Below are 13,958 nucleotides of genomic sequence, written 5' to 3'. Positions count from 1 at the left end.
ACGACGCGGTCGAACACTGGTGGTCACCGACGACCTCCGGAGGACCCCATGACCGAGCCAGCCCCACGTCCGACACCGCGCACGGTCCGGTCATGACGACCCTGGCGCCGCGCGCCGCGCTGCCGGTCGCAGCACGCCCTGCCGCGGCCGTGCGTGCCGAGGCGGTCCGGACCGGTGCGGGCCTCGCCCTCGCGGCGGGTCTCGTCCTGCCTGCCTTCTGGTGGCTGCGGGACGGTGGCCTGAGCGCGATCGCCGGGCTCGGAACGGCCCTGACCGCGCTCGGCCAGCTCAGCGGCCTGGCCGGCTCGGTCCTGCTGCTCGCCCAGGTGCTGCTGATGGCCCGGCTGCCCGTGCTGGAGCGCTCGTTCGGGCAGGACAAGCTCGCGGCGCAGCACCGCATCGTCGGCTTCACCTCGTTCTCGCTGGTGATGGTCCACGTGCTCACCGTGACCTGGGGGTACGCCGCCGGATCGCTCGCCGCGACGCCCGCGACGCTGTGGACGCTGACCTGGGACTACCCGGGCATGCTGCTCGCCGCGGCGGGCACCCTGTGCCTGGTCATGGTGGTCGTGACCAGCATCCGGGCCGCCCGCCGCCGCCTGCGCTACGAGTCGTGGCACCTGCTGCACCTCTACGCCTACCTCGGCGTCGGCCTCGCCCTGCCCCACCAGCTGTGGACCGGGCAGCAGCTCACCACCTCACCCGCCCGCACCGTCTTCTGGTGGACGGCCTGGGGCGTGGCCGCCGGCGCGGTCCTGGTCTGGCGTGTGCTGCTCCCGCTCGCGGTCAACCTGCGCCACCGGCTCCGCGTGACCGCGGTGGTCCCCGAGGCGCCGGGCGTGTGGTCGGTCCACGTCGCCGGACGACGCCTCGACCTGCTGCGTGCCGAGCCCGGCCAGTTCCTGCTGTGGCGCTTCCTCGGCGCTCCCGGCCGGTCCCGCGCCCACCCCTACTCCCTGTCCGCCGCGCCCGACGGTCGCAGCCTGCGGATCACCGTCGCCGCGGCCGGCGACGACAGCAGCCACGTGGCCGCGCTGCGGCCCGGGAGCCGGGTCCTCGTCGAGGGTCCCTACGGCCGGCTCACGCCCCGGGCCCGCGAGGCCCGCAAGGTGGCCTTCATCGGTGCCGGCGTCGGCATGGCGCCGCTGCGCGCGCTCGCCGAGGGGATGGAGTACCTCCCCGGTGAGGCGGTGTACGTCGAGCGGTTCCGCACCGCGCCGCTGTTCGCGGCCGAGGTCGACCGGCTCGCCCGGGAGCGCGGGCTCCGGGTGCTCCGCCTGCCCGGCGTGCGTCGTACCGCCGACTCGTGGTTGCCCGCCCTGTCCCGCCCGGTCGACGACGTGTCCGCGCTGCGGGCCTGGGTGCCCGACATCCACGAGCGCGACGTCTACGTCTGCGGTCCGCCCGGATGGTCGCAGCTGGTCCGGGCGAGCCTGGTGGCCGCCGGGGTGCCCGACCGGCACCTGCACGTCGAGGAGTTCGGGTGGTGAGCGGCGTGCGACGCATCGCGCTGTGGTTCGCGGGGACGGTGTCCGTCGTGGTCCTGCTCTTCAGCCACCAGACCTCGACCGGCTCCGGCGCCTCGCTTGCTGCCGGCGGATCGCGGGTCGTCACCGCGGGCACCGGCACCGGCGCGGGCAGCACCGTGACCGGCGACGTCGCCCGGACCCGCTGGGGCCCGGTCCAGGTCGCCCTCACCGTCGAGGCAGGGACGATCACCTCGGTCCAGGTGCCGCAGTACCCGAGCGGCAACGGCCGCGACCAGGAGATCAACGGCCGCGCGCTGCCGGTCCTGGTCCGGGAGACCCTGGCCGCGCAGAGTGCCTCGATCGACATGGTCAGCGGCGCCACCGTCACCAGCACGGGCTACCTGCAGTCGCTGCAGAGCGCGCTCGACAGGGCCGGGCTGTGAACGTCCACCGCCGTGCCTTCGAGGTGATGGGCACCGTGGTCAGCCTGGCGCTGCGCGGCAGGTACGCCGACGGCCCCGAGGCCGAGGCCGCCTGGGCCGAGGTGGTGGCGAGCCTGCGCCACGTCGACGCGGTGTTCAGCACCTACCGCCCCGACTCGGTCGTCAACCGCTGGGGCCGCGGCGAGCTCCCCCTGCTCGACGCACCACCGGAGCTGACCGAGGTGCTCGCCCTCGCCGACGTCGCCCGGGAGGCGAGCGGCGGTGCCTTCGACATCGAGGCCGTGCGATCGCCGCACGGCGGCGGGCCGGACCCCTCCGGCGTCGTGAAGGGCTGGGCGGTGCAGCGCGCGAGCCTCGCCCTCGAGCGGCTCGCCGCGACCGACTACTGCCTCTCGGCCGGCGGCGACATGGTCTGCCGCACGCGCGTCCCCGGCGCCCCCGCCTGGCGGATCGGCATCGAGGACCCGGCCGACCCGCGCCGCGTCGTCGCCGTGCTGCCGGTCGCCAACGGCGCGGTCGCGACCTCGGGCACCGCGCGCCGCGGCGCCCACATCCACGACCCGCGCACCGGGACCGCGCCCGACGGGCTGCGCCAGGTCACCGTCGTCGCCTCCGACCTGGTCGCCGCCGACGTCGAGGCCACGACCGCGTTCGTGCTGGGGGAGCAGGGCGTGCCCTGGCTGCTCGCCCGCGGACGCACCGGGGTCGTGGTGGCCGCCGACGGTACGGTGGCGACGTACGGCGACGAGCCGGTCAGGAGCCGGTGGCCTTCTTCGCCGGCTTCCTGGCCGGAGCCTTCTTCGCCGCTGGCTTCGTCGGCGTGACCTGGCCCTTGAGCCCGACCCGCTGCCGCTCCTTGTCGACGACGAGGAAGGGCTGGGCATCGACGAGGGGCAGCAACGCGTCGAAGCCGTAGCGCTTCGGCTCGAACGCGCTGAACAGGCGCCGCAGGTTGGTCCCGAGGGAGCTCAGGTTGGCCCAGCCGTCGTCGCCGGCCGCGTTGTTGACCGCCCGGGCCAGCAGGCTCTGGAGGTTGGGGAGGTCGGGGACGTCCTCGGCCTCGTCCGGCTCGTCGGCGGGAGCCGCGTCCTCGGTGCCGAGCAGCTCGAGGAGCAGGAACTGGTCGCAGGCCTCCTGGAGCGCCCGCGGGGTCCGCTCCCGGCCGACCCCGTAGACGGTCTTGCCGGACTCGCGCAGGCGGCTCGCGAGCCGCGTGAAGTCGCTGTCGCTCGACACGATGGCGAACCCGTCGACGTTGCCGGAGTAGAGCAGGTCCATCGCGTCGATGATCAGCGCCGAGTCCGTCGAGTTCTTCCCGCGGGTGTAGGCGAAGGTGTGCTCGGGCGAGATCGCGTGCTTGTTGAGCTTGTCCTTCCAGCCCTTCATGTTCTCGCCCGACCAGTCGCCGTACGCGCGCTTGACCGTGGTGCGGCCGAACTTCGCCAGCTCCTCCAGCAGCGGGCCGGCGTACTGGTGCGAGACGTTGTCGGCGTCGATGAGGACGGCGATGCGCAGGTCGGCCATCTGCCCATCATGGCCGAGGAGGGTGCCCGAGCTCAGGAGGCAGCGCTCGCACTCGCCCCGGCCGCGCGGTACTCCGCGGCGCGCGCCGTCAGCGCGGCCTGCAGCTCCCGCACCGGCAGCGGCTGCTGGAGCGCCTTGCGCTGGCGCAGCTGCAGGGTGAGGAAGGTCTGGTCGCCGGCGATCGGACGCGCCTCGATCATGCCGACCCGGTGCAGCGGGTCGCCGATCACGGCGTAGTCGGGCAGCACGGTGACACCGACACCCTCGGCGACCAGGGCCTTGCCCATCTCCGCGCCGTCGGTGCTGTGCGCCGCCGGCGGCACCTCGGGGCCGAACGCGCGGTGCACGTAGCGGTGCATGACGTAACCGGGGCGCATCATCACGAACCGCTCCTGGCGCAGCTCCTCGATGCTGACCTGCGGGCGGGCGGTGAGGGGGTGCCCGGCGGGCAGCACGGCGACCGGCCGGCCGTGCAGCAGGTCGATCCCGTCCAGGCCGACCGGGGCGTCGTCGCCGTCGAGGACGTTGACCAGGCCGAGGTCGAGCGTGGCCTCGGCGAGCCCCTCGTCGATCTGGGACTGCTGGAGGGTCAGCACCTCGACTGTCGTCCCGGGGTGGCGCTCCTGGAAGGCGCGCACCGCCGGGATGAGCAGGGTCGACGTGGCGGCGTGCACGGTGCCGACCCGGATCACCCGGGCATCGGTACGACGGTCGCCGGCCGCGTTGCGCAGTCGCTCCACGGCGGCCAGCACGTCGGACATGTAGGGGAGCAGCTCGCGGCCCTCGCGGCTGATCCGGGCGCCCGAGCGGCGCCGGTCGAGCAGCGTCACCCGCAGCTCGCGCTCGAGCTTGGTGAGCGCCTCGCTCAGCGCGGGCTGGGAGAGGTGGAGCTTCTCGCTGGCCCGGCGCAGCGAGCCGTGCTGGGTCACGGCGGTGAGGTACTCCAGCTGTTCGATGCGCATGGGTGCGGCCTTTCACGTCCATCGGTGACGCCGTGGGCCGGTGGCCTTGCCCGGGCATCAAATACAAGTAAGTCTGTAGACAAACAGTAGCACGAGGGACGCGGGCTCCGGACCCGGCTCACGCAGCCCGGGCCGGACCCCGCGTCCGGCGCCGCAGCAGCAGCCGGGCCGGCACGGCCAGCAGCGCGATCAGGACCAGCCACGGGACCAGGAAGCCGACGACCACCAGCACCGCCCCGGCGCCCTCGGCGAGTGCGTCCCAGCCCCGGGTCAGCCCGCCGAGGAACCCGTCGGCCTCCTCGTCCTTCGTGCGCTCGTGGTGCACCACCGGCTGCTCGATGTAGACGGTGACCGTCGACATCCCGGTCTGGTCGGCGAGCCAGCGCTGCCGGGACTCGAGCGCGTCGAGGTCCGCCTGCCGGCTCGCGAGCTGGGACTCGATCGCGACGATCTGCTCGATGCTCTCCGCACGGGCCAGGAGGGTCTCGATCCGGCCGACGCTCTTGCGCTGGGCGCGGATCCGGGCCGCGACGTCGACCACCTCGGCGCTGACGTCCTCGCTGTTCGTAGTCGTGCCCGTCGGTGTCGCGACCTCCTCCAGCGCGGCCACCACGTCGTCGAACTGGTCGCTCGGCACCCGCAGCACCAATCGCGCGGTGCTGAGCGCACCCTTGTCGCCCGTCGTGGTCTCCTGCTCGCCGATCGTGCCCTGGTGGGTGTCGACCACCTTGCGCACCGCGAGCCGTGCCCTGGCGACGTCCTCGGCCTCCAGCGAGACGGTGCCGGTCGCGACCACGGCCGGCTGCTCGGCCGTCGCCACCTTCGCACCCTCACGCCCGGCGCCGTCGGCCAGTCCCGCCGGCACCTCCGCCTGCGTCGGGGCGCCGTCGGCCACCGCCTCCGCCGGCGGCGCGCCACCACTGCTCCTGCCCGCGCCGTCGTCCGAGCCGGAGCTGCTGCAGCCGGTGAGGGTCAGGGCGGTGGCGATGCCGGCGAGGAGGAGGGCGGTACGACGCGGTGAGGTGGGCATGCACCTCCGACGCGGCGCCCGGTGCGCCGGTTCCTCCGTGGGCCGGTTCCTACAGCAGTCCCTGCGCCTTGAGGGCGAGGTAGTGGTCGGCCAGTGCCGGCGGCAGGTCGCCCGCGTCGGCGTCGACCACGTCGACCCCGAGCCGCACCAGCATGGCCCGGGTGCGCTCGCGGCGCTCGAGCTCGTGGGAGGCGGCAGCGGCGGCGTACACGTCGTCGGCGGTGGGCGGCGTGGGGCCTTCCTCGTCGGCGAGCGCCGCCATCCGGGACAGCTCGGGATCGCGCACCGACGCGATCACCACGCGGTGGTGGCGGGTGAGGACCGGCAGCACGGGCAGCAGGCCGTCGGCGATCGCGGCGGGCTCGAGCGCGGTGAGCAGGACGACGAGCGCGCGCTGGCGGCCGAAGCCCTGGACCGCGCCGGCCAGCAGGTCCCAGTCGGCCTCGGCGAGGACCGGGTCGAGGTCGGCCATCTGCTCCTGGAGCCGCACCGCCACGTCGCGCGCGCCCTGCAGGCGCTGGCGCGCGCGGACCCGTCGGTCGCCGGAGACGAAGTCGACCCGGTCGCCGGCGCGCGAGGCCAACGCCGCGAGCAGGAGGGCGGCGTCCATGGCGGCGTCCAGCCGCGGCATGCCGTCCGTCTCCGCCTCGCCGGCCGCGCGGGCGACCCGGCCGGCCGACGTGCGGGAGGTGTCGAGGACCAGCACCACCCGGCGGTCCCGCTCGGGCTGCCAGGTCCGGACCACCACGTGGGTGTTGCGGGCCGAGGCGCGCCAGTCGATGGAGCGGACGTCGTCGCCGCGGACGTACTCACGCAACGAGTCGAACTCGGTGCCCTGCCCGCGCACGCGCACGGCGGCCCGCCCGTCGAGCTCGCGCAGACGCGCGAGCCGGGAGGGCAGGTGCTTGCGGGACTCGAAGGGCGGCAACGCACGGACCGAGCCGGGCACGTCGTAGGTGCGCTGCCGGGCGACCAGTCCGAGCGGTCCCCACGAGCGGACCGTGACGCCGGCCGCGCGCAGGTCGCCGCGGCGGCGGGGGAGCAGCGGCGTGGTCAGCCGCCGCTGGTCCCCGGGCGCCAGCCGGAGCCGGAACCGGTTGTCGCGGGCCCCGGCCGAGGGCTGCCACGCGTCGCGCACGTGGAGGTGCACTCGCCGCCCGGTCGCGGCGACCACGAGCTCGGACGTCGCGGGGTCGCCGAGCCGGACCGATCCCGGCGGGCGTCGGGTGATCGACGCCAGGGCGGGCGAGGGGGTGAGCAGCCGGTCGAGGCCGACCAGCAGCAGCACGCCGAGCAGCCACAGCCACACCGTGCCGGCCTGCGGGCGCAGCACGACCGCCGCCAGCCCCAGCAGGAGCAGCAGCGGGACGCGGCCGGAGATCGCCATGACGTCGCTGGGTCTATCGCGGGACCGGGACGGACGCGATCGCCGACGCGAGCACCTGGGCGACGTCGACGCCCTCGAGCTCGGCCTCGGCTCGCACGCCGAGGCGGTGGGCCAGCGACGCCTGGGCGAGTGCCTTCACGTCGTCGGGCGTCACGAAGTCGCGACCCGACAGCCACGCCCACGCCCGTGCCGCGCGGAGCAGGGCGGTCGCGCCACGCGGGCTCACGCCGAGCGAGAGGGACGGGGAGGCCCGGGTGGCCCGCGCGATGTCGACGATGTACGACGCCACCTCGGGTGCGACCTGCACCTTCCGCACGGCCGCCTGCCCGGCCTCGAGGTCGGCGGCACCGGCCACGGGACGCACGCCCGCGCCGGCCACGTCGCGGGGGTCGAAGCCCTCGGCGTGGCGGGTGAGGATGGTGATCTCGTCCTCGCGCGGCGGCACCGGCAGCACCACCTTGAGCAGGAACCGGTCCAGCTGGGCCTCGGGCAGCGGGTAGGTGCCCTCGAACTCGACCGGGTTCTGCGTGGCGGCGACCAGGAAGGGGCGCGGCAGCGGCCGGGTCACGCCGTCGGCGGACACCTGGCCCTCCTCCATCGCCTCCAGCAGCGCCGACTGCGTCTTCGGGGGTGTCCGGTTGATCTCGTCGGCGAGCAGCAGGTTGGTGAAGATCGGGCCCTCGCGGAAGCTGAGCTCAGCGCCACCCGCCGAGTCGATGACCAGCGAGCCGGTGATGTCGCCCGGCATCAGGTCGGGGGTGAACTGGACCCGGCGGGTCTGCACGTCGAGGCTCTGCGCGAGGGTCCGCACCAGGAGCGTCTTCGCCGTGCCGGGCACGCCCTCCATCAGCACGTGACCGCCGCACAGCAGCGCGACGAGCAGCCCGGACACGGCCGCGTCCTGGCCGACCACGGCCTTGGCGACCTCCTGGCGCACGGCCATCAGCCGCTCGCGCACGCCGGCCTCGTGGGTGGTCTGGGTCATGAGCGTCGTACCTCTCTCCTCAGTCGGGCCAGGTCCTGCGCGAACCGGACCAGGTCCTGGTCGGTCGCCGGTGGCGTGCGGTCGTCGTCGAGCAGGGCGGCCACGGCCTCGACCGGAGCCCCGAGGTGGCGGGCGGCCGCCTCGACGACCACCGGGGTCGGGACGCCGCGGTCCAGCCGCAGCCGGCGGGCGATGTCGGCGCGGGCGGCACGGCGCAGCGCGGTGGCGGCGTGGTCGCGGTCACCGCTGCGGCGGTACATCCGGCCGCGGCTGCGGGCGGTCTCGACGGCGCGGACCACGACCGGCAGCGGCTCGGTCGACAGCGGCCCGAGCCGGCGCACCCGCCACAGCAGCAGCGCGGCCCCGGCCAGCGCCAGGACCCACAGCGCCGGCCCGATCCAGTCGGGCAGCAGGGTGCCGATCGTGACGGCGTCGTCGGACACGGCGTCGGTGGCGTCGGGGACGTACCAGACCAGGCGCGGGTCCTGCCCGAGCAGCCGCAGCCCGACGGCGGCGTTGTCGGCGCGGGTGACCTGGTCGTTGGTCAGCGCCTGTCCGGCGCCCAGGAGGACCAGCCCGTCGACGGTGCGCACGAGCGACCGGTCCTCGACCGGGAAGCACCCCTCGCCGGTGTACGACGTCGCGCGGTCCACCTCGATGCGCAGCCCGTCGAGGTCGACGCCCGCGATCGGGTCGGGGCAGCGGGCGGCGACGGAGTCGTCCTTGCCGGCGGCCACGGTGAGCAGCCCGAGGTCCGGGTCGATCTGGTTGAGGATCGCGAAGTCCGGCTCGACCAGCACGATCCGGGCGGCGGCCGAGGCGTGCTCGCGCATCCGCCGCAGGGTGCTCGCCGCCAGCTGCTCGGTGCTGCTCACGACGACGGTCGTGTGCCCGTCGACCTGCGCCGCGTCGAAGGCATCGGCCGAGCGGGCGATGGTGACGTCGACGCCCTGGTCGGCCAGCACCTTGGCGACCGCCTGGGCTCCGTCGGGGCCGGGGTTGCGCGGGTCGGCGTCGCCCGGGTACTGCTCCGAGCCGCGGGTCGTCCACACCGCGACCACGATCGCCAGCACGACCGCTGCGGTGATCGCCAGCTGCCCGCGCGAGACCCGGACCCGGGACCTCGCGGTCGCCGTGGTCGTGGTGGTCGTGGTGGTCGTCGTCGTCATCGGCGCACCGCCCGCCCGGAGAGGGCGTCGTCGAGCGCCAGCAGCTCGGCCGCCTGCCCGGTCGTGGCCGGCCGCTCGCCGTAGAGGACGCCGTCGAAGAGGTCGGCGCCGCGCAGCACGGCTGCGCGGTGCTCGGGGAACACCGCCACCAGCGCGTCGGCCAGCTCGTGGGCCGTGGCCTGCGGGAGGTCCTCGATCCGGCCGCGCTCGACCTGGCGCACGGCGGCTGCCCGGTAGGCATCGACCAGCGCACCCGCGGCGTCGCCCCCGGCGAGGGCGGCCTCGGCGCGTGCCCGCAGCTGGTCGGCGCTGACCACCTCGTCGGTGAGGGCGGGCGTGCGCGCCGCCCGCCCGGTCGCCGTACGGCGGGCCCGGCTCGCGAGGAGGAGGATGCCGGCGACGATCAGCAGCACCACCAGGATCGCCGCCGCCGTGGTCAGTAAGGACGAGCCGGAGGCGGCGTCGACGGTGCTGGAGATCAGTCGGTCGAGCCAGCGCGTCAGCCGGCCGACGACGTCGTCCTGGTAGTACTCCGGGCGCACCAGCTCGCGGCGCAGCTCGCGGCGCGCCTCGTCCCCGCTCGGGTCGAGCGGTGGGTCGAGACGGATCATGCGCAGCCACATCAGCATGCGCCCATCGGGGTCCCCGCGGAGTTGTTCGGGGGAGCGAAGCGGAGGAGAGGAACTTCGTGGGGTGATTTCATGCGGGGACGATCCCCGCCTCCCGCATCAGCTCGACGTCGAAGGCCTCCTTGCGCATGCGGAGGTCGACGTACTGCACCGACGTGACGGCGGCGAGGAACGGTGCCACGAAGGCGTTCTGGACGACCACGGCGATCGCCTGGGTCAAGATCAGCGCGAGCACGGCGTGCTGCGGGGCGGCCAGCGCCACGACGTTGCCGACGATGCTGACCGGGAACGACAGCAGCCCCCCGGCGAACTGCGCGATGACCACGGTCAGCAGCGCGATGCCGAAGGTCCGCCAGTACTGCCGCGCCGAGAGCCGCCAGCCGCGGCCGATCGCCCCGAAGACGCCCACCGGCTCGAGCATCAGGGCCGGGACCGGGAGGTAGTAGTAGCGGATCCACAGCCAGCAGCACAGCGCGACGAAGGCCGGCACGCTCAGCAGGCCCCAGATCACCACCGGCCACGCGCTGTCGCTGGCCACCACGACCAGCACCCACAGCAGGATGTAGACGACCAGCAGGACCGTGTAGGTCAGGTTGAGGACCAGGGTGAGCCCGAGCAGCCGCCACCGCTTGCCCCGGGTCGCCGCCCATGCCTCGCCGAGCCCCAGCCGTCTGCCGACCGCCGCGGCCCGGGTCACGTGGGCCACCATGCCGGTCACGAACACCACCCCGACCTGGGCGACGACCAGGGAGAGCAGCAGGGAGCCGTAGGCCGCCAGCGCGCCGACCAGCTCCGCCGTCGTGGCGTCGGGGTCGAGCTCGCCGGACGCGTCGGTCGCGATCCCGATGGTGAGGCTGACGACGACCGTGACGAGGACCGGGATCAGCATCGCGACCGCGGTCACCATCACCGCGGCGCCGACCGTGGCCTTCGGGTTGAACCGGATGATCCGGAACGCGCCGTCGTAGATGTTGCCGAGGGTCAGCGGGCGCAGGGGGAGTGCACCGGGCTTGTGGGCCGCACCGAGCACCAGTCCCGGACGCGGCCCCGGACCGGTCGGGTACGGCGCCCAGCCGGCCGGTGCCGGCCCCGGGACGGGGGCCCGGGGTGCCCCCGGGGGCGGGAACGACGGCCCGGCCGTGCCGGGCGGGACCGGGTCGGCGGGCGCGGGCGCACCCGGGGCCGGGTACTGCTGCGAGGGGCCGTCGGTCATGCGGGTCATCCTTGCATCCGGTCCCTGCCGAACCGGGGGAGACGGCCCCCGAGCTGGAGCGCCCTCCGCAATTTGGTAGGCCCGGCGAACTCTGCCAAGATGTTCCGGTTGCCCCGGACAGGACGTCGGGGTGCGCGCCAATCTTGACTACTGAATCGTGTCTCCCCTGCGGAGTGGTCGGCCCTGCCGATCCGAGCCGCGTGGAGCGTGTGCCGGTCGTCGACATCAGCTCGCACCGCACGCCCGGGAGGCCCGAGGCAGCCAAGAACAACAGCTCGACTTCCCCAGGGAAGACGTGCGCGCCCACAACAAGGTGCGACACGCCCGACCGCGGGGGTCGGAGCTGAAGGACCCAGAGTCGTACGACGAGTAAGGACGAGAGAGACCTATGGCGGGACAGAAGATCCGCATCAGGCTCAAGGCCTATGACCACGAGGTGATCGACACCTCGGCGCGCAAGATCGTGGACACGGTCACCCGGACGGGTGCGAAGGTCGCCGGCCCGGTGCCGTTGCCGACCGAGAAGAACGTCTTCTGTGTCATCCGCTCGCCGCACAAGTACAAGGACTCGCGCGAGCACTTCGAGATGCGCACCCACAAGCGGCTCATCGACATCATCGACCCCACGCCGAAGACCGTCGACAGCCTGATGCGCCTCGACCTGCCGGCCGGTGTCGACATCGAGATCAAGCTCTGAGGTTCGAGACATGACTATTGAGCGCAACGTGAAGGGCCTGCTGGGCACCAAGCTCGGCATGACCCAGCTCTGGGACGAGAACAACCGGGTCATCCCGGTGACCGTGGTCGCCGCCGGCACCAACGTCGTCACCCAGGTCCGCCAGCCCGAGCCGGACGGCTACAACGCCATCCAGATCGGCTTCGGCGAGATCGAGGGCCGCAAGGTCAACAAGCCGCAGGCGGGTCACTTCGCCAAGGCCGGTACGACGCCGCGTCGCCACGTGGTCGAGATCCGCACCGCCGACGCCAGCGAGTACACCGTCGGCCAGGAGCTGCCCGTCGACACGTTCGAGGCCGGCCAGGTCATCGACGTGACCGGCACCAGCAAGGGCAAGGGCTTCGCCGGTGTCATGAAGCGTCACGGCTTCGCCGGCGTGAGCGCCTCGCACGGTGCCCACCGCAACCACCGCAAGCCGGGCTCGATCGGCGCCTGCGCCACCCCCGGTCGCGTGTTCAAGGGCCTGCGCATGGCCGGTCGCATGGGTACGGACACCGTCACCACCCAGAACGTCACCGTCCACGCCGTCGACGTCGAGAAGGGCATCGTCCTGATCAAGGGCGCCGTTCCCGGCCCCAAGGGCGGTCTCGTCGTTCTCCGCACGGCTGCGAAGAAGGGCTGATCACCATGGCCAAGACCGTTTCCGTCGACTTCCCCGCCGAGATCTTCGGTGTCGAGGTCAACATCCCGCTGATCCACCAGGTCGTCGTCGCCCAGCAGGCCGCTGCGCGTCAGGGCACCCACGCCACCAAGCGTCGCGGCGAGGTCCGCGGCGGTGGCAAGAAGCCCTACAAGCAGAAGGGCACCGGCCGCGCCCGTCAGGGCTCGACCCGGGCGCCGCAGTTCGCCGGCGGTGGCATCGTCCACGGCCCGCAGCCGCGTGACTACAGCCAGCGCACCCCCAAGAAGATGAAGGCCGCCGCCCTGCGCAGCGCCCTCTCCGACCGGGCCCGCAACGAGCGGATCCACGTCGTCGAGGGCCTCGTGTCCGGCGACAAGCCGTCGACCAAGGCCGCGCTCGCCTCGCTCTTCGAGCTGACCACCCGTCGCAAGTTCCTCGTCGTGCTCGAGCGCACCGACAGCCTCACCTGGCTCTCGCTGCGCAACGCGCCCGAGGTCCACATCGTGGCGGTCGACCAGCTCAACACCCGCGACGTCCTCGTGAGCGACGACGTGGTGTTCAGCAAGGCCGCGTTCGACCGCCTCGTCGGTGGCAACGCCGAGGAGGAGACCAACTGATGAGCACCCTGCACAAGGACCACCGCGACGTCCTGATCGCGCCCGTGGTGTCGGAGAAGAGCTACAGCCTCCTCGACGCCAACAAGTACACCTTCCTGGTGCACCCGGACGCCAACAAGACCGAGATCAAGATCGCCGTCGAGAAGGTCTTCGGCGTCAAGGTCACCTCGGTGAACACGCTCAACCGTCCGGGCAAGGTCCGCCGTACCCGCAACGGCCTCGGCAAGCGCAAGGACACCAAGCGCGCCATCGTGAGCCTGGCCGACGGTCACCGCATCGACATCTTCGGAGGTCCGGTCTCCTGACCGGGCTAGGTAGAGGAATCTGACATGGCTATCCGCAAGTACAAGCCGACCACCCCGGGCCGTCGTGGCTCCTCGGTGGCCGACTTCGCCGAGATCACCCGGACCACCCCCGAGAAGTCGCTGACCCGCCCGCTGCCCAAGAAGGGCGGTCGCAACAACCAGGGCCGGATCACCACGCGGCACCACGGTGGCGGTCACAAGCGTGCCTACCGGATCATCGACTTCCGTCGCTACGACAAGGACGGCGTTCCGGCCAAGGTCGCGCACATCGAGTACGACCCCAACCGCACCGCGCGCATCGCGCTGCTGCACTACGCCGACGGCGAGAAGCGCTACATCGTGGCGCCGAAGGACCTGACGCAGGGCATGCGGGTGGAGTCGGGCGTCGGTGCCGACATCAAGCCGGGCAACAACCTGCCGCTGCGCAACATCCCCGTCGGTACGACGATCCACTGCGTGGAGCTTCGTCCCGGTGGCGGCGCCAAGCTGGCCCGCTCGGCCGGCAACAGCGCGCAGCTCGTCGCCCGTGAGGGCTCGCGTGCCACCCTGCGTCTGCCCTCGGGCGAGATGCGCTACGTCGACGTGCGCTGCCGCGCGACGATCGGCGAGGTCGGCAACGCCGAGCAGTCGAACATCAACTGGGGCAAGGCCGGCCGCATGCGGTGGAAGGGCAAGCGCCCGACCGTCCGTGGTGTGGTCATGAACCCGGTCGACCACCCGCACGGTGGTGGTGAGGGCAAGACGTCCGGTGGTCGCCACCCCGTCTCGCCGTGGGGCAAGCCCGAGGGCCGTACGCGCAAGCGCAAGGCCAGCGACTCCCAGATCATCCGACGCCGCAAGTCCGGCAAGAACAAGCGCTGAAGGAAC

At 73.3% G+C, this 13,958-nt stretch carries 16 protein-coding genes; 8 read left to right on the top strand and 8 right to left on the bottom strand.

Annotated elements, in window-relative coordinates:
* Positions 1-92: 92 nt before the first annotated feature.
* The 3 genes from BJ958_RS14305 to BJ958_RS14295 are packed head-to-tail and all read left to right on the top strand — an operon-like array spanning position 93 to position 2,736.
* Positions 93-1,490 carry a ferredoxin reductase family protein gene (locus tag BJ958_RS14305; RefSeq protein ID WP_179727432.1) on the top strand — a complete coding sequence of 466 codons (1,398 nt, stop codon included), beginning with the start codon at positions 93-95 and terminating at the stop codon, positions 1,488-1,490.
* The gene (locus tag BJ958_RS14300; protein WP_343052682.1) at positions 1,487-1,912 is read left to right on the top strand and encodes an FMN-binding protein; all 426 of its coding nucleotides are present in this window, start codon (positions 1,487-1,489) and stop codon (positions 1,910-1,912) included. The genes BJ958_RS14305 and BJ958_RS14300 overlap by 4 nt, the downstream gene beginning before the upstream one ends.
* Entirely contained in the window at positions 1,909-2,736 is an 828-nt protein-coding gene (locus BJ958_RS14295) for an FAD:protein FMN transferase (RefSeq protein WP_343052681.1), read from the top strand. Before BJ958_RS14300 ends, BJ958_RS14295 begins: the two co-directional genes overlap by 4 nt.
* On the opposite strand, the gene BJ958_RS14290 is transcribed toward BJ958_RS14295, so the two are convergent.
* The 8 genes from BJ958_RS14290 to BJ958_RS28570 all read right to left on the bottom strand — a co-directional run bounded on the left by BJ958_RS14290 (position 2,666) and on the right by BJ958_RS28570 (position 10,811).
* Positions 2,666-3,436 (bottom strand): NYN domain-containing protein, encoded by a 771-nt coding sequence (locus BJ958_RS14290; protein ID WP_179727431.1) that lies wholly within the window; start codon positions 3,434-3,436, stop codon positions 2,666-2,668. The genes BJ958_RS14295 and BJ958_RS14290 overlap by 71 nt on opposite strands.
* 32 nt (positions 3,437-3,468) lie before the next feature.
* Positions 3,469-4,398 (bottom strand): LysR family transcriptional regulator, encoded by a 930-nt coding sequence (locus BJ958_RS14285; protein ID WP_179727430.1) that lies wholly within the window; start codon positions 4,396-4,398, stop codon positions 3,469-3,471.
* Between the two features lie 118 nt (positions 4,399-4,516).
* A complete protein-coding gene (locus tag BJ958_RS14280; protein WP_179727429.1) occupies positions 4,517-5,428 on the bottom strand; it encodes a DUF4349 domain-containing protein in 912 nt (303 codons plus the stop codon).
* A gap of 49 nt (positions 5,429-5,477) precedes the next feature.
* Complete coding sequence (locus tag BJ958_RS14275; RefSeq protein WP_179727428.1) at positions 5,478-6,815, bottom strand: DUF58 domain-containing protein; 1,338 nt, start codon at positions 6,813-6,815, stop codon at positions 5,478-5,480.
* A gap of 13 nt (positions 6,816-6,828) precedes the next feature.
* The gene (locus BJ958_RS14270) at positions 6,829-7,800 is read right to left on the bottom strand and encodes an AAA family ATPase (protein ID WP_179727427.1); all 972 of its coding nucleotides are present in this window, start codon (positions 7,798-7,800) and stop codon (positions 6,829-6,831) included.
* The gene (locus BJ958_RS14265; protein ID WP_179727426.1) at positions 7,797-8,969 is read right to left on the bottom strand and encodes a DUF4350 domain-containing protein; all 1,173 of its coding nucleotides are present in this window, start codon (positions 8,967-8,969) and stop codon (positions 7,797-7,799) included. Before BJ958_RS14265 ends, BJ958_RS14270 begins: the two co-directional genes overlap by 4 nt.
* Positions 8,966-9,580 (bottom strand): DUF4129 domain-containing protein, encoded by a 615-nt coding sequence (locus tag BJ958_RS14260; RefSeq protein ID WP_179727425.1) that lies wholly within the window; start codon positions 9,578-9,580, stop codon positions 8,966-8,968. The genes BJ958_RS14265 and BJ958_RS14260 overlap by 4 nt, the downstream gene beginning before the upstream one ends.
* Before the next feature lie 88 nt (positions 9,581-9,668).
* Positions 9,669-10,811 carry a hypothetical protein gene (locus tag BJ958_RS28570; protein ID WP_179727424.1) on the bottom strand — a complete coding sequence of 381 codons (1,143 nt, stop codon included), beginning with the start codon at positions 10,809-10,811 and terminating at the stop codon, positions 9,669-9,671.
* Positions 10,812-11,199: 388 nt separating this feature from the next.
* On the opposite strand from BJ958_RS28570, the gene rpsJ reads away from it, so the two are divergent.
* From rpsJ to rplB, 5 genes are read left to right on the top strand one after another with little or no spacing between them, the layout of a single operon-like run.
* Positions 11,200-11,508 carry a 30S ribosomal protein S10 gene (rpsJ, locus tag BJ958_RS14250; protein WP_007078637.1) on the top strand — a complete coding sequence of 103 codons (309 nt, stop codon included), beginning with the start codon at positions 11,200-11,202 and terminating at the stop codon, positions 11,506-11,508.
* Between the two features lie 10 nt (positions 11,509-11,518).
* Entirely contained in the window at positions 11,519-12,169 is a 651-nt protein-coding gene (rplC, locus tag BJ958_RS14245; protein ID WP_141797576.1) for a 50S ribosomal protein L3, read from the top strand.
* A gap of 5 nt (positions 12,170-12,174) precedes the next feature.
* Positions 12,175-12,786: a 50S ribosomal protein L4 gene (gene rplD, locus BJ958_RS14240; protein ID WP_179727423.1), complete on the top strand. Its 612-nt coding sequence runs from the start codon at positions 12,175-12,177 to the stop codon at positions 12,784-12,786.
* The gene (gene rplW / locus BJ958_RS14235) at positions 12,786-13,091 is read left to right on the top strand and encodes a 50S ribosomal protein L23 (RefSeq protein ID WP_141797578.1); all 306 of its coding nucleotides are present in this window, start codon (positions 12,786-12,788) and stop codon (positions 13,089-13,091) included. Before rplD ends, rplW begins: the two co-directional genes overlap by 1 nt.
* 24 nt (positions 13,092-13,115) lie before the next feature.
* Positions 13,116-13,952, top strand: coding sequence for a 50S ribosomal protein L2 (gene rplB, locus BJ958_RS14230; protein WP_141797579.1), 837 nt, complete (start codon positions 13,116-13,118; stop codon positions 13,950-13,952).
* Positions 13,953-13,958: the final 6 nt, after the last annotated feature.

Source organism: Nocardioides kongjuensis, from assembly GCF_013409625.1.
In the GTDB taxonomy this organism is placed as follows: Bacteria; Actinomycetota; Actinomycetes; order Propionibacteriales; family Nocardioidaceae; genus Nocardioides; species Nocardioides kongjuensis.
The sequence above is the reverse complement of the archived record's forward strand: the minus strand, read 5'-3'. Positions and strand labels throughout refer to the sequence as shown.

Excerpts from the sequence above, each read along its gene's own strand:
- rplC (WP_141797576.1), top strand. The coding sequence starts at position 11,519 with ATGACTATTGAGCGCAACGTGAAGGGCCTGCTGGGCACCAAGCTCGGC.
- rplB (WP_141797579.1), top strand. The coding sequence starts at position 13,116 with ATGGCTATCCGCAAGTACAAGCCGACCACCCCGGGCCGTCGTGGCTCC.
- rplD (WP_179727423.1), top strand. The coding sequence starts at position 12,175 with ATGGCCAAGACCGTTTCCGTCGACTTCCCCGCCGAGATCTTCGGTGTC.
- BJ958_RS14285 (WP_179727430.1), bottom strand. The coding sequence starts at position 4,398 with ATGCGCATCGAACAGCTGGAGTACCTCACCGCCGTGACCCAGCACGGC.
- BJ958_RS14305 (WP_179727432.1), top strand. The coding sequence starts at position 93 with ATGACGACCCTGGCGCCGCGCGCCGCGCTGCCGGTCGCAGCACGCCCT.
- BJ958_RS14260 (WP_179727425.1), bottom strand. The coding sequence starts at position 9,580 with ATGATCCGTCTCGACCCACCGCTCGACCCGAGCGGGGACGAGGCGCGC.
- BJ958_RS14275 (WP_179727428.1), bottom strand. The coding sequence starts at position 6,815 with ATGGCGATCTCCGGCCGCGTCCCGCTGCTGCTCCTGCTGGGGCTGGCG.
- BJ958_RS14265 (WP_179727426.1), bottom strand. The coding sequence starts at position 8,969 with ATGACGACGACGACCACCACGACCACCACGACCACGGCGACCGCGAGG.
- BJ958_RS14290 (WP_179727431.1), bottom strand. The coding sequence starts at position 3,436 with ATGGCCGACCTGCGCATCGCCGTCCTCATCGACGCCGACAACGTCTCG.
- rpsJ (WP_007078637.1), top strand. The coding sequence starts at position 11,200 with ATGGCGGGACAGAAGATCCGCATCAGGCTCAAGGCCTATGACCACGAG.
- BJ958_RS14280 (WP_179727429.1), bottom strand. The coding sequence starts at position 5,428 with ATGCCCACCTCACCGCGTCGTACCGCCCTCCTCCTCGCCGGCATCGCC.
- rplW (WP_141797578.1), top strand. The coding sequence starts at position 12,786 with ATGAGCACCCTGCACAAGGACCACCGCGACGTCCTGATCGCGCCCGTG.
- BJ958_RS28570 (WP_179727424.1), bottom strand. The coding sequence starts at position 10,811 with ATGACCGACGGCCCCTCGCAGCAGTACCCGGCCCCGGGTGCGCCCGCG.
- BJ958_RS14270 (WP_179727427.1), bottom strand. The coding sequence starts at position 7,800 with ATGACCCAGACCACCCACGAGGCCGGCGTGCGCGAGCGGCTGATGGCC.